We start from the raw sequence: 14,391 nt of genomic DNA on the forward strand, positions 1-14,391 counted from the left end.
ACGTATCCGTCGTCACCCTGATTTTATTTCAGGGTCCTGTTTTGGAGACGCCAGAGATGCTGAAACAAGTTCGGCATGACGTTTAGTTTTTTTCGTCACCCTGAAATCATTTCAGGGTCTTGTTTTGGCGACGCCAGAGATGCTGAAACAGTTCAGCATGACGTTTCAATCTTTTCGTCACCCTGAATTTATTTAAGGGTATTGATTCGCAAAATTTGAGATTCTGAAACAAGTCCAGCATGACCTTTCCTTCTTTTCGTCACCCTGAATTTATTTCAGGGTCTTGTTTTGGCGACGTCAGAGATGCTGAATTAAGTTCAGCATGACGTTTCACTCTTTTCGTCACCCTGAATTTATTTCAGGGTCTAGTTTTGGCGACGTCAGAGATGCTGAAGCAAGTTCAGCATGACGTTTCCTTCTTTTCGTCACCCTTAATTTATTTCAGGGTCTAAACCTGGACCTGTATTTCTCCTATTATAAGACCTACAAGGTTTTGGAAACCTTGCAGGTCAACTCACTACGCCAGGTCAATTTCTTTGGCCAAATAAACTTCCTGTACGCTTCTTAGGATATCTATCCCATCTTTAAGTGGCCGCTGAAAGGCTTTACGTCCCATGATGAGTCCGCAGCCGCCGGCGCGTTTGTTGATCACGGCTGTTTTTACAGCGGCTTTAAAATCTGAATCTCCTTCAGAACCCCCACCAGAATTAATAAGCCCGATCTTACCCATATAACAGTTCGCCACCTGCAGGCGGCAAAGGTCTATAGGATGATCTGTAGTAAGGCTCTCGTACATTTCTTTTGAATGTTTAGCAAAGTTGATGTCCCGGAAGCCGAAATTGGTTTCCGGAAGCTTTTGTTTGATCACATCGGCTTTGATCGTGACACCAATGTGATTGGCCTGCCCCGTAAGATCGGCGGCGGTGTGGTAATCCTTTCCGTCTTTCTTAAAAGCTGAATTTCGGGTGTAGCACCAGAGAATGGTGGCCATTCCCAGTTGATGTGCTTCTTCAAAGGCTGCAGCTACTTCCTGAATTTGTCGGGTGCTTTCTTCACTTCCGAAGTAGATAGTAGCACCTATAGCTGTTGCTCCCATATCCCAGGCTTCCCGAACGCTTCCGAAGGGGATTTGATCATATTTGTTGGGATAGGTCATTAGCTCATTGTGGTTGATCTTTACTACAAAAGGAATTTTGTGAGCATATTTCCTCGCGTGAAGTGCGAGCCCGCCAAAAGTAGAAGCGACGCCGTTACAGCCGGCTTCAATAGCTAACTTGATAATATTTTCGGGATCGAAGTAGTCTTTGTTCTTATAGAAAGACGCGGCCGCACTATGCTCAATTCCCTGATCTACCGGTAAAATATTGAGGTAGCCCGTTCCGCTGAGTGCACCGTGGTTGTAGAGCTGCGCCAGATTTTTAAGAACCTGTGGATTCCGGTCACTTTCAGTAAAATTATCGACGGTTTCAGGACCCGGCTTCGTAAGTCTTTCCTTCGGAATCTTCTCGCTTTTGTATCCCAGTAGAGATTCTGCTTCATCCCCCAGAAGTTCGGTTATCTTGTTTATCTCGCTCATAGCAAAAGGGTGTTTTGGTTGATTTTTAAGCGTATGAAGCTGAAGTTAAGATTTTTAGCTATAAACCTTAAACAGCAGCTTCTTAAAATATGTATAAAATCAGCGGTATTTATAGAAGATCCCTTCGTCGAAAGGAGTCCACAAACAAGCGGGAAGCCCGGCTTCTTTTAAACCGTTATTGACCCAGGTGTTGCAGGTGTAGAAAGAATTGAGAGATCGCTTTGCGTAGAAGAAGGCATCATTCCGGTTGTAGTGAAGGTCGGGAACTGGCTTTACATTTCCGGAGAAATCTTTTTGAAAGCTCCATCTTACATATTCCACCAGCCTCATGTACTCATCTTCGGAGACTTTAATGGGAACAGTAGGCTGGTCAAATCTGGGCATTGTTTCAAACTCAACATGCATGGCCGAAGGAGTAGGAAGAAACACCGCCTGCATGGCTGTGGGAAAAGTGAGATCGTTCCACTGTGGGGTGTTCTGGTAAAATTTAAGGTCTCCCCACCCAAAAGAAATATACTGGTAATTTCCCCTTTTTGAGAGGGTATATGAAGAATCGATCATTTGCTCCCAATTCATGAATTCATTCTCCACAGGAAAAACAAAATCTGTATGCACTCCGTTCGTTCGCAGGTAAATAGTAACATCTTCACCTTGTTCCCAGTCGCTGTTCACAGGTATGGCCGAACCTATTAAAGCTGCAACAAAATACAGCAAAAGAAGGAGCAAAAAAGCGAGCAGGCCTTTGGCAAAGAATTTTATTACCCTTACGATCATCTTTATGTTTTCATGAGGAGGAGTTCCTTAAGAGCTGTTTTAAAAATTGCTATCTCCTCAAACGTGTTATAGGGGGCAAAACCAATCCTTATCCAGCCACCGGTGTCCATCACCGGGAAAACTTCGGCCATGGTGGCCGCATAGAAATGCCCGTCCCCGATGCAGAGGTTGAACTTTTCAGCAAAGAATTCTGTCGCCTCCCTGGAGTGGATATCCTTGATCTTGAATGCAAAAGTGGGTGTTTTCTTAATGTCATTTCCTGCGCGAAACAGTTCCACTTCAGGAATGGATTGAAGAAATTCCTGCAGCTCGTTCATAAGCTCCTCTTCATGAGCTTCAATTGCCTTCATACCAAAGCCGAGTTTCTCCCTTCGGGAATTTCCACGGCCAAGGCTTTCAATGAAGCTTATCGCGCCGCAAAGTCCGGCGATGCCTTCATGATTTTGGGTGCCGGTTTCGAGCTTGTAAGGGATCTCGTTTGGCGCCGGCTGTAGCTTCGGAATTTCTAACCTTTCAAAAAGACCTTTTTTAATAGCTGCTATTCCCAGGTGAGGACCAAAGAATTTGTAGGCAGAACAGAACAGGATGTCACTTTCCAGCTCCTGTTTATCGATAAGGAAGTGAGGTACTGCATGAACAGCATCGGCAATGGTGATCGCACCTACGTTTTTTGCAGCTTTAAAGATCCTCTTTGCATCAGTCACAGTTCCGGTGAGATTAGAGGAGAGGCCTACAGCAACAACTTTGGTCTTAGGGTTGATCAAAGAGTCAAGGTTAGTGAGGTCCAGGGCCAGTTTTTCCTTATCTACCGGAAGCCATTTAACAGTTGCGCCCGTCTCTTTGGCCAGGTGGATCCAGGGATCCACGTTTGCACGATGATCGAGTTGAGTGACCAGGATCTCATCTCCTTCTTCTATTAGCGGTCGCAGAGCATTTGAAACCTGAAAAGCAAGACTTGTCATATTCTGCCCAAAGGCGACTTCCCTGGCAGAACAATTCAAGAGATCTCCCACCGCCTCCTTTGCTTTCTCCAGCAAAAGATCTGTTTTTTGACTTGTAGAGAAAGTGCCGTGAAGATTTGCCATTCCGGTTTCGATATACTCAAGCATCCTGTCAATACAGGATTGTACCATTTGCGTTCCTCCCGGTCCGTCAAAATAAACAGGGAAAACCTGTTCTTTGTTTTTAAAGTTTAGTGCCGGGAATTGGGACCGGACTTCATCAATTGGAAATTTATTGCTTTTCATTTTTCTTTCTTTTGTTGTAATCAATGTAAATGTAGATGGCATATAATACAGCGCCGGCACCGCCTATCCAGTAAAGACCATTCTCCAGGCGGTCGATGTCGGTGGAAAAGTAACCCACGGCCAATGACAATGGGATCATGCCGGCATAAGTAGCGAACATGAACTTTTTATAGTTCATTCTAAAGATTCCTGCAATAAAACTTATAGCATCATTTGAAAAGAAGGGAGAGACCCTGAACAAGATCACCGTTATAAAGCTGTAATTCTCGATCCAGAATTCCATCTTCTCATATTTTTTATTGCTTATAAAGACCTTTTTAAATCTTTTCCCAATGAAGTAACCTATAGTAGAAGCTATCCCCACACCTATGAGATTGATCAATACTCCCCACCAAAACCCATAAGCAAGCACCCCAACAATTATAGGTAGCCAGGAGGGAAAAATAATGAGGAACATTTGTAAAATAATGAAAATAATTATCGCTATAGGCCCCAGTACCCCAAACTGCTGAACGTATTCCTTGATGCGGTCCTGGTCCTCACTTAATAGTATATTCCATGCTTCTTCAACCGATTCCTGAAAAGGGGAATGGGTAAAGTAGAGGATGACCAGAAACAAAAGAATTGCACCGCTAATAAAAAAGGAAAGATATTTTTGAAGAAACGATTTACTCACTCTGAGGTCGGTTTGGACACAAATTAGAAAAAAAATATTCAGCAGTGCTGCAAGAAGTTCTTAATAAAACTTAAACTTTTATTTACATGAGGATGAGTATATAACCTTCTAAAAATGCCATTTTTGACACCTCATTTTAAGGCTTGTAAAGGACACTATTCTTCAGTTTTTTACTTATTGATAATTTCGAGGTAACATTGGCTTAACATTGATGCAGTTTCTTTGCATCGACAAAAATTAAGAGATTATGAAAATTACCTCTGGCTGGCTTACAGCTATAGCACTTTTGCTTTCAATTCATTTATACGGGCAGGATATTACAGAAAACAAATTTGGAAAAGGTATTATTAACACAATAGCCTCGGATAGCTCCTACAGTGTGAAAATGAATGTTAGAATGCAGTCTCTTTTTACCACTAACTGGGGAATTACCGAAGAGGATGGTTTTGGAGATAGTGAATCTGCTTTTCTAATTAGAAGGGCCCGTCTCAAATTTGGAGGTTTTGCCTACTCTCCACGCCTGGAGTACAAAATAGAACTTGGACTTTCCAACAGGGACATTTCAGGAGCTTCGCCTTTTACCAGTGATGCACCCCGATACATTCTTGATGCTGTAGTAAAGTGGAATTTCTATAAGAATTTTGAATTGTGGGCTGGACAAACCAAACTTCCCGGAAACCGTGAGCGCATCATTTCTTCCGGAAGTCTTGAGACCGTTGACCGTTCTCTGGTAAACAGCCGCTTTAATATTGACAGGGATCTGGGCTTACAGTTACACCACGAAACTTCTCTTGGAGGTGATTTTATCATGAGAGAAGCTTTATCTGTTGCCCAGGGTGAGGGAAGAAATATCACTACCGGAAATCTTGGAGGATATCAATATACAGCCCGACTGGAATTTCTTCCTTTCGGAGATTTTGCAGACTACGCAGGTGCCGACTTTGCTCGTGAAGAAGAACCTAAACTGGCTGTAGGCGTTTCGTATGATTTTAATGACGATGCAGTAAAGACCCGTTCCAACATGGGAAGCTATATGATTACTGATGATGGATTTTTTCAAACAGATATTACAACTTTCTTTCTGGATGCCATCTTTAAGTATGAAGGGATTTCTGCTTTGGCAGAATTTGCACACCGGGATGCAGGTGAAATCTTAGCAATGAATTCTGATAACAGCTTAACAGGAGCTGCAGTAAATGCCGGTAGTGGATTTAATGTGCAGGCGGGTTATCTATTTCCCTCAAATTATCAAGTACTGGGGAGATATACCAATATTGATCTTGATGACACAGTGACTCAGGCGGTTGAAAACCAGTATACCTTAGGGCTTTCAAAATATATCTCAAAGCACAACCTAAAGGTGCAGGCAGATCTAAGTTACCTTAACATGAACCTGGGACTGGAAGATGACCTTATGTTTAGAATGCAACTTGAACTACAACTATAACTACAGAAAAATGAAAAAATTCCTTTTACTTACAGCAATAACTGTTTCCCTTGCTTCCTGCGGAAATAACAAAAAAGAAGATGATGGCTCGGCCATAAGCATAGATGGTTCCAGTACAGTGTATCCGGTGACCGAAGCAATAGCCGAAGAATACAGGAATGAAGCTCCCAGAACCGATATTACTATTGGGGTTTCGGGTACCGGTGGTGGATTTCAGAAATTTGGTAGAGGAGAAGTGGCTATCACCAATGCCTCCCGACCCATTAAAGAAGACGAAAGAGCTATTGCAGAAAGCAACGGAATCTCTTTTGTAGAACTTGAAGTAGCTTATGACGGACTTGCAGTAGTGGTAAACCCTGAAAATGACTGGGTTGATTGTTTTACTGTAGAACAACTTAAAAAGATATGGGAACCCGGTGCCCAGGGAAATATCACCCGTTGGAACCAGATCGATCCTTCCTGGCCAGATGAGGAAATTCACCTTTTTGGCCCCGGAGTAGCTTCAGGTACTTTTGACTATTTTACTGAAGCCATTGTTGGGGAAAGTGGAGCCAGCCGTGGAGATTATACTGCCAGTGAGGATGACAACGTATTAGTTCAGGGGGTTTCCGGAGATAAATACGGCCTTGGTTTCTTCGGTCTTGCATACTATGAGGAAAATGCAGATAAATTGAGAATGGTCGCAGTTGACGGGGGAGAAGGATGTGTCGAACCAACTGCCGAAACTGTTAGCAATGGCAGCTATGCACCGCTTTCGAGACCACTTTACATATACGTGAACAGTTCTTCTTTAGAAAATCCGGCAGTGATTGACTTTGTAGAATTCTACCTCGACGAAGCTCCTCAGTTGCTTCAGGATGTGGGATACATTCCTTTGACCGCTGAGGAATACCAAAGAGAAAGACAGAAATTTTCTTCTTTCGTTCAGGAAAACACAACTCAGGAATAACTTCATTGGGATCTAATTCCCTTAAATTATGAGGAAACTCAAAGAATCGGTTATTGAGAAAGGATTACAAGCCAGTGCCCTTGTAACCATCCTGGTGACAGTGGGCATTATCCTTGTCCTTTCCATTGAAGCTATTAATTTCTTTAGCGAAGTTCCTATTACAGAGTTCTTGACAGATACCCAATGGACTCCATTATACTCCGATAAACATTTCGGAATCCTGCCTTTGCTTTCCGGGACCTTGCTTACCTCGTTTATCGCAATCCTGTTTGCTGTACCGGTGGGGCTTTCCATTAGTATCTACATCAGCGAATACGCACCACGTAGTTTCAGGAAAACCATAAAACCTCTACTGGAGTTACTAGCGGCTGTGCCAACTGTGGTTTATGGTTTCTTTGCACTAACGGTAGTGACACCATTTCTGCAGACATTCATCCCGTCGCTTTCAGGTTTCAACTCGCTTTCGGCGGGTTTGGTAATGGGGATCATGATCATACCCTTTATCTCTTCTTTGAGTGAGGACGCGCTTCACGCAGTACCAAATTCTTTAAGAGAGGCGGCTTATGGAATGGGTTCTACCAAGCTTCAGAATTCCTTTAGGGTTTTAGTGCCGGCAGCTTCTTCGGGAATAGTAGTGTCAATTATTCTTGCGATCTCAAGAGCTATTGGCGAAACCATGATCGTGGCAATTGCAGCAGGACAACAGCCGAGACTCACATTTGATCCCACAGTACCGGTCGAGACTATTACTGCATATATTGTACAGGTAAGTCTGGGAGATGTTCAACACGGTTCCCTTGAATATCGTACAATTTTCGCTGCAGGTATTACACTTTTCATTTTCACCTTCCTTCTTAACACAATAAGTTACAGGATTAGGAAAAAATTCAGGGAGAAGTATGAATAACATCAAGAAGAACAGGATTTTTGACCAACTCTTTAAATTCTGGGGGATCGCCTGTACTTTTTTAGGCCTGGTCCTGTTGATCATCTTTATAGGTTCCATTTTCATTGACGGAATTCAAAGGATAGACTGGGATTTTATCACCAACTTACCTTCCAGAAAAGCTGAAAGAGCAGGTATTTATACAGCTCTAATGGGAAGTGTTTGGATCCTGCTTCTCACCACGATTATTGCTTTACCTATAGGGATTGCGGCTGCCATCTATCTCGAAGAATACGCTAAGGAAAGTAAACTCGCATCTTTGCTGGAGGTTAATATTTCCAACCTGGCAGGGGTACCTTCCATCATTTATGGTTTATTAGGACTTGAAGTATTTGTAAGGATACTACAAATGGGGGCGAGTGTCTTGGCAGGTAGTTTTACTTTGGCATTGTTGATACTTCCCATCGTAATTGTTTCTACGAGGGAGGCCCTCAAAGCCGTACCCAAATCTATTAGAGACGCTTCTTTTGCCATGGGAGCCTCAAAATGGCAGACAATTTCAAAACAATTGTTACCGGCCTCTTTTGGAGGCATTCTAACCGGGATCATCCTGGCGCTGTCGCGTGCAGTAGGGGAGACCGCGCCATTAATTGTCATAGGTGCCTTGGCCTACGTTCCTTTTGCCCCTGCTTCCCCAATGGATGAATTTTCGGTCTTGCCAATCCAGATCTTTAATTGGATCTCAAGACCCCAGCATGGTTTTGAGGTCAATGCAGCTGCAGCGATCATTATTCTGCTATTGATTACCTTTATTATGAACAGTATAGCTGTATATTTTAGAAACCGCTGGCAAAAAAGATTAAAGTAAATGAAAGAAAAAGAAATTATAGATAAATCTCTCAAGAGAAAACACAAACTTGAATCTAAGGAAGTAAAGGTTTTCTATGATGATTTTATGGCGATCAAAGGGATCGACATGAAAATTAGGGCAAATAAGATCACCGCTTTTATTGGTCCTTCGGGATGTGGGAAATCTACTTTTTTGAGACTGTTCAACCGTATGAACGACTACGTTGAGGGCTTTAGAATGGAAGGAGAGATCCTCATAGACGGTGAGAACATTTACAAAAAGAAAGTAAATGTTGAGCAACTAAGGAAGCAGGTGGGGATGGTATTTCAAAAGCCCAACCCTTTTCCAAAATCCATTTATGAAAATGTAGCCTACGGCTTGAAGATTCAGGGGATCAAAGACAAAGCATACCTGAAGGATAAGGTGGAAGACTCTCTTAAACAGGTGGGATTGTGGAACGAGGTAAAAGAGGATATAAATAAATCGGCCCTTGCTCTTTCCGGAGGGCAGCAACAGCGGCTTTGTATAGCACGTGCCCTGGCTGTAGAGCCATCCATTATTCTTATGGATGAACCCACTTCAGCATTGGATCCCATTTCAACTGCTAAAATTGAGGAGCTTATATATGAGCTCAAGGAGAAGTACACGATAGTGATCGTTACCCACAATATGCAACAGGCAGGGAGGATAAGCGATTACACGGCTTTTTTCTACATGGGCGAATTGATTGAATATGACAAGTCAAAGAAACTTTTCACCAACCCCGAAAAACAACAGACCGAGAACTATATTACCGGTAGATTCGGATAAATTTTCCAACTATGATAACTTTAGACCAACATAAAGAGGCCTTAAACCAGGCGGGTCTTGAAATGCTCAATCTCTGTACTACTCAGCTGGAGCATGCGCAGGAAGCTTTTTTCAAGCACGACAGCGACCTGGCCGAAGAGGTGCTGCATACCGAGAACAGGGTAAATGCACTGGATCTTAAAATTGATCGGGACTGTGAGCGGTTCATAGCACTTCACAACCCCGTGGCCAGTGACCTTAGATTTGTACTGGCCTTGAGGAAGATAAACTTCGACCTGGAAAGGGTGGGGGATCACGCCTACGGAATTTCCAATTATATCGTAAAACTTGACACCCAGATCGAGGAGAGGCTAATGGAAAAAATGCGGGTAGAGGAGATGTTCACCACTGCGCTTTCCATGCTGGACGACATTACTGAAGCCTATAACACTGTAGATACAAAAATAGCAAGGAAAGTTTTCAAAAAAGATAAGATCCTTAACGAGATCAATATGAAGTCTTTCCCCATTATTTCTGAAGAAGTAAAGGCTAATGCCGAAGTGATAGACCAGGTGATGTTGCTGTTTTCGGTGATCAAGAAGCTGGAAAGGATTGGAGACCTGGTAACAAATATCGCTGAAGAGATCATTTTCTTCAGAGAAGCTGAAGTTCTAAAGCACCGCAAGAAAAAAGGCGGAAAGAAGAAGGATTCTTAGTGAACACAAAAATCCTGCAGACAAGATTTATGACCTAAAAGAACATGCCCGGGAAAATCCCGGACATGTTCTTTTTTATAGACTTCAAAAAAGGCGATTTAGCATCATTCCAAAAAATATTGTCAGTTAGAATTCTTTTTTTAAAAAGCAATTATCGAATCCTTTGTCTGAATAAGATCCTGTGCAAACCTTTATATGCTACAAAGGGTATTTGGTTGTTATTCCGAGGAAGGAGAAATCCCATCCTGTTCAGTACTTCCATTGCTTACTCAGATGAGACCCTTCCTGCGTCAGGGTGACATAAGTGATTGTTATTCATTCTGAGGAAGGAGGAATTCTGTCTTGTTGTTCAATAATTCAATTGCTTACTCAGATGGGACCCTTCCTGCGTCAGGGTGACAAAGGGTACTCGTTTGTCATTCCGACAGAGGAGGAATCACGTCCTGTTGTTCGATGCTTCCATTGCTTACTCAGATGAGTCCTTTCCTGCGTCAAGTGACTGTTGGTCATTCCGAATAAGGAGGAATCCCATCCTGTTGTTCAGTACTTCTATTGCTTACTCAGATGAGACCCTTCCTGCATCAGGGTGACAAAGGGTACTTGCTTGTCATTCCGACGAGGGAGGAATATCCCCTTGTTGTTCGGTGCTTCCATTGCTTACTCAGATGAGACCCTTCCTACGTCAGGGTGACAAGGGGTACTTGTTTGTCATTCCGAGGAAGGAGGAATCCCTTCCTGTTGTTCGGTGCTTCCATTGCTTATTCAGATGAGACCCTTCCTGCGTCAGGGTGACAAAGGGTACTTGTTTTTCATTCCGAGGAAGGAGGAATTCCATCCTGTTGTTCGGTGCTTCCATTGCTTACTCAGATGAGACCTTCCTGCGTCAAGTTGACAAAGGGTATTTGTTTGTCATTCCGAGGAAGGAGGAATCCCATCCTGTTGTTCAGTACTTCCATTGCTTACTCAGATGAGACCCTTCCTGCGTCGGGGTGACAAAGGGTATTTGTTTGTCATTTCGAGGAAGGAGGAATCCCATCCTGTTGTTCAGTACTTCCATTGCTTACTCAGATGAGACCCTTTCTGCGTCAGGGTGACAAAGGGGCTTTGTTTGTCATTCCGACGAAGGAGGAATCCCATTCTGTTATTCAGTGTTCCAATGCTACTCAGATGAGATCCTTCCTGCGTCAGGGTGACAAAGGTTACTCGTTTGTCATTCCGACGAAGGAGGGATCCCATCCTGTTGTTCGGTGCTTCCATTGCTTACTCAGGTGAGACCCTTCCTTCGTCAGGGTGACACAAGTGATGGTTTGTTATTCCGAGGAAGGAGGAATCCCGTCCTGTTACTTAGGACTTCCTTTGCTTACTCAGATGAAACCCTTCCTGCGTCAGGGTGACAAAGGAACTTGTATGTCATTCCGATGAAAGGAGGAATCCCGTCCTGTTGTTCAGTATTTCCATTGCTTACTCAGAGGAGACCCTTCCTGCGTCAGGGTGACAAAGGGTACTTGTTTGTCATTCCTAGGGAGGAGGAATTCCATCCTGTTGTTCTTGGCACCAGAATTTCTGAAATAAAAATGCCCGGAAATTTCCCGGGCATTTTTTAAAGAGGTCTTAAAGTATCTTTTTAAGAGGTCCTAAATAAAATTATTCAATCTCTGCATTGAGAAGAACCGGTTTTCCATAACCAAGGCCTTCCAGTCTCTCAAGCTGAGTGGCTGCATCACCTACAATTAGGTAATACATTTTGTTTGGATCTACATATTTACGGGCAAGTGCTTTAATTTCAGGAACAGTAATATTTCGCACAATTTCTTCCTGCTTGAGGATGTAATCTTTAGAACGATCAAAGTTGCTTATTTCCCGAAGCATTTGCAGCTTGGAACCCATGGTTTCAAATTTACGGGCATTACTTTTTATCATAAAACCTTTGGTGACATCAAGATCCTGTTCGTTAAAGCTTTCAGGATAATTCTCCAGGATCTCTTTTACAAGGTCTACAGCTTCATAAGTGATGTTGGATCTTACTCCGCTGGAAATAAGGAACGGTCCCGGGATGGTGCTTCCATCAAACCCCGATCTGATTCCGTAAGTATAACCTTTTCCTTCTCTGAGCTCCTGTGTTAGCTGAGAAGCAAAACTTCCGCCGCCAAGCCTGTAATTCATCACAGTTGCAGGAAAGAAGTCTTCATCCGTCTCTGCAAGGGCCGGGTACCCAATATGAAGTACCGATTGCTTTGCCCCGGGAACATCATAAAAATAAACCTGAGATTCAGCCGGAGGAGTTACTTCCGGAAGGTCCTTAAAAATGACATTTTTGACACTCCAGTTTTGGGTAAGATCTCTGACTTCAGAAACTGCATTTGCCTTAGAAATATCACCTACGACCAGAAAAGAGGCAAGGTGAGGGGATAGATAATTATTATAATAGTCCTTTAGATCCTGCAGGTTAATGGCTGCTACAGATCCTTCTGTACCCAGGTTGTTGTGGGAAAGAATGTGATCCTCGCCGTAGATAAGTTTTTTAAATTCATTGGAAGCAATGCTGTTGGGAGAGGCCTTGTCCTGCTGAATTCGGCTTATTACCTGTTGTTTAGCAAGTTCAAATTCTTCTTCGTCCCATCTTGGTTCCAGTAGGATCTCCTCTACAAGTGCCATGGTCTCTGCGAAATTCTTTGCAAGAGTACTGCCGCTAAGAATGATCTTCTCATCTGTAGCGTTTACCCGGATGTTTGCACCCAGCAGTTCAATGGCTTCTTCCAGCTCTTGCGGAGTCCTGTTCCTGGTACCCTTGGTCATTAGGTTTGCCAGTAGATTAGATACTCCTACTTTAGAAGGATCCTCCAGGAGCATTCCCCCTTTGATCTCAAGCATGAATTGTACAAGAGGTACTTCAGAATTTGTAATTCCATAGATTTCCAGGCCATTTTTTAGATTCTCTTCCCAGATCGCCGGAACTTTTACTTGTGGGGCATCTCCATAAGGAGGTTCAATCGTTCTGTCAAAGCTTGAAGGAGTTCTCTGATAGGTCACCTCCTCATCGAGATCAAATTCCTGCTCGGCGCCCATCACAATCTGTTCTTCTTCTACTTCAGCGAGTTTCGATCCTTCCAAAGCTAATTCCTTTTGACCCTTCGGAACAAAACTGGTAGCTACGTAAGGCTTATTCTGAATATACTTCCTGTAAACCCGCATCACGTCTTCGGGAGTCACTGCGAGGATGTTTTCAATTTCCTTATTGATCATATTAGGATCATTCGCGAAGATCTCGTACTGCGCTAACTGAAAACCTTTACCCAAGACGCTGGACAGGCTGTTATAAAAAGAGGTTTCCTGCCCAGCTTTGATTCGTTTCAGATCTTTTTCTGAAATTCCTTCTTTTTCAAATTTGCTGAAAGTTTCCTCTACAGCCGACTGCACTTTGTCCAGATCTGTACCATCGTAGGCTCTTATCTGCAACATGAATTGTCCTGCGAGTTCAGAGTTGTAATTGTACATTCTAACATTAGGGGTTAACTTCTCCTTTGCTACCAGTTCTTTGTAGAACGGCGCATTTTTTCCTTCAGATAAATAGTTGGCAAGGATGTCGAGGGCATAGGAATCCTTGTGGTAAGAAGGTACACCAGGCCAGGTCATGGTCAACTCAGGAAGTCTGGCAAAATTGTCTTCGTAATAAAGCTTTTTTGTCTGCTTCAGGTTAGCAGGTTGTTTCTTTAGTTCTTTTACTTCCGGACCTCTTTTTATCTCTCCGAAATATTTTTCCACCCAATGTTTAGCCTGATCTGTATCAAAATCTCCCGCTATAGTAAGCACAACGTTATTGGGAACATACCAGCGGTTAAAAAACTCCTTTACATCGGCAAGAGTGGCGTTTTGCAGGTCCTCAAGGGAGCCGATAACCTGCCAGCTGTAGGGATGTCCTTCAGGATAAAGGTTCTTATCAATTACATACTGGGTATGCCCGTAAGGCCTGTTATCAATGCTTTGTCTCTTCTCATTCTTCACAACCTGCTTTTCTTTAGCAAGTACAGGTTCTGTTACTGTGTTGATGAAATACCCGAGTTTGTCGGCTTCTGCCCAGATCATCTTCTCTAGGGCATCATTAGGGATAGTTTGAAAATAATTGGTACGGTCACGACTCGTTGATCCGTTAGCACCACTACCTCCTATGCGGGCACTTAGCTTATCCAGTCCGCCTTTCCCAAGATTTTCGGACTCCAGGAATAACAGGTGCTCAAAAAGGTGTGCAAAGCCGGTCCTTCCTTCTTTTTCACGTGCCGATCCTACGTGGCTGGTAAGCGCTACCGCCACCACAGGGTCCGACCGGTCGACGTGGAATATGACTTTGAGTCCGTTATCGAGGGTGAAGGTTTCGTAATCTACTTCAAACCCTGAAGCTTCAGCCGTTTTCTGAGCAATGGCATTTCCGGAGAAAACGGTAAGGAGAAATGCCAGAAAATACAATTTTAGAGAGGATTTCATTC

General features: G+C 43.2%; 11 protein-coding genes. 6 read left to right on the top strand and 5 right to left on the bottom strand.

Features of this window, described 5'->3' with window-relative positions; genetic code table 11:
- Window positions 1–517: 517 nt before the first annotated feature.
- The 4 genes from VR862_RS15135 to VR862_RS15150 form a co-directional block, all read right to left on the bottom strand.
- Window positions 518–1,576 (bottom strand): class I fructose-bisphosphate aldolase, encoded by a 1,059-nt coding sequence (locus VR862_RS15135; protein ID WP_324721869.1) that lies wholly within the window; start codon window positions 1,574–1,576, stop codon window positions 518–520.
- Between the two features lie 99 nt (window positions 1,577–1,675).
- Window positions 1,676–2,350, bottom strand: coding sequence for a TIGR02117 family protein (locus tag VR862_RS15140; RefSeq protein ID WP_324721870.1), 675 nt, complete (start codon window positions 2,348–2,350; stop codon window positions 1,676–1,678).
- Window positions 2,351–2,352: 2 nt separating this feature from the next.
- Entirely contained in the window at window positions 2,353–3,597 is a 1,245-nt protein-coding gene (locus tag VR862_RS15145; protein ID WP_324721871.1) for a cysteine desulfurase-like protein, read from the bottom strand.
- Complete coding sequence (locus tag VR862_RS15150) at window positions 3,584–4,273, bottom strand: TVP38/TMEM64 family protein (RefSeq protein WP_324721872.1); 690 nt, start codon at window positions 4,271–4,273, stop codon at window positions 3,584–3,586. Before VR862_RS15150 ends, VR862_RS15145 begins: the two co-directional genes overlap by 14 nt.
- A gap of 247 nt (window positions 4,274–4,520) precedes the next feature.
- Here VR862_RS15150 and VR862_RS15155 point away from each other — a divergent pair, with 247 nt between their 5' ends.
- From VR862_RS15155 to phoU, 6 genes are read left to right on the top strand one after another with little or no spacing between them, the layout of a single operon-like run.
- Complete coding sequence (locus VR862_RS15155) at window positions 4,521–5,720, top strand: porin (protein ID WP_324721873.1); 1,200 nt, start codon at window positions 4,521–4,523, stop codon at window positions 5,718–5,720.
- A gap of 10 nt (window positions 5,721–5,730) precedes the next feature.
- Window positions 5,731–6,669, top strand: coding sequence for a PstS family phosphate ABC transporter substrate-binding protein (locus VR862_RS15160; RefSeq protein WP_324721875.1), 939 nt, complete (start codon window positions 5,731–5,733; stop codon window positions 6,667–6,669).
- Between the two features lie 28 nt (window positions 6,670–6,697).
- On the top strand, window positions 6,698–7,576 hold the full coding sequence (gene pstC / locus VR862_RS15165; protein WP_324721876.1) for a phosphate ABC transporter permease subunit PstC: 879 nt from the start codon (window positions 6,698–6,700) through the stop codon (window positions 7,574–7,576).
- A complete protein-coding gene (gene pstA / locus VR862_RS15170) occupies window positions 7,569–8,423 on the top strand; it encodes a phosphate ABC transporter permease PstA (RefSeq protein ID WP_324721877.1) in 855 nt (284 codons plus the stop codon). Before pstC ends, pstA begins: the two co-directional genes overlap by 8 nt.
- Window positions 8,424–9,215 (top strand): phosphate ABC transporter ATP-binding protein PstB, encoded by a 792-nt coding sequence (pstB, locus tag VR862_RS15175; protein WP_324721878.1) that lies wholly within the window; start codon window positions 8,424–8,426, stop codon window positions 9,213–9,215. It begins immediately after the preceding gene.
- Window positions 9,216–9,226: 11 nt separating this feature from the next.
- The gene (phoU, locus tag VR862_RS15180) at window positions 9,227–9,910 is read left to right on the top strand and encodes a phosphate signaling complex protein PhoU (protein WP_324721879.1); all 684 of its coding nucleotides are present in this window, start codon (window positions 9,227–9,229) and stop codon (window positions 9,908–9,910) included.
- Between the two features lie 1,644 nt (window positions 9,911–11,554).
- On the opposite strand, the gene VR862_RS15185 is transcribed toward phoU, so the two are convergent.
- Window positions 11,555–14,389, bottom strand: a complete 2,835-nt coding sequence (locus VR862_RS15185) for a M16 family metallopeptidase (protein ID WP_324721880.1) — start codon at window positions 14,387–14,389, stop codon at window positions 11,555–11,557.
- Window positions 14,390–14,391: the final 2 nt, after the last annotated feature.

This window comes from Salinimicrobium aquimaris (assembly GCF_035607535.1).
Lineage (GTDB): Bacteria > Bacteroidota > Bacteroidia > Flavobacteriales > Flavobacteriaceae > Salinimicrobium.

Bases quoted from the DNA above. Each gene is read 5' to 3' on its own strand.
- VR862_RS15135 (WP_324721869.1), bottom strand. From the start codon at position 1,576: ATGAGCGAGATAAACAAGATAACCGAACTTCTGGGGGATGAAGCAGAA.
- VR862_RS15140 (WP_324721870.1), bottom strand. From the start codon at position 2,350: ATGATCGTAAGGGTAATAAAATTCTTTGCCAAAGGCCTGCTCGCTTTT.
- VR862_RS15145 (WP_324721871.1), bottom strand. From the start codon at position 3,597: ATGAAAAGCAATAAATTTCCAATTGATGAAGTCCGGTCCCAATTCCCG.
- VR862_RS15155 (WP_324721873.1), top strand. From the start codon at position 4,521: ATGAAAATTACCTCTGGCTGGCTTACAGCTATAGCACTTTTGCTTTCA.
- VR862_RS15160 (WP_324721875.1), top strand. From the start codon at position 5,731: ATGAAAAAATTCCTTTTACTTACAGCAATAACTGTTTCCCTTGCTTCC.
- pstC (WP_324721876.1), top strand. From the start codon at position 6,698: ATGAGGAAACTCAAAGAATCGGTTATTGAGAAAGGATTACAAGCCAGT.
- pstA (WP_324721877.1), top strand. From the start codon at position 7,569: ATGAATAACATCAAGAAGAACAGGATTTTTGACCAACTCTTTAAATTC.
- pstB (WP_324721878.1), top strand. From the start codon at position 8,424: ATGAAAGAAAAAGAAATTATAGATAAATCTCTCAAGAGAAAACACAAA.
- phoU (WP_324721879.1), top strand. From the start codon at position 9,227: ATGATAACTTTAGACCAACATAAAGAGGCCTTAAACCAGGCGGGTCTT.
- VR862_RS15185 (WP_324721880.1), bottom strand. From the start codon at position 14,389: ATGAAATCCTCTCTAAAATTGTATTTTCTGGCATTTCTCCTTACCGTT.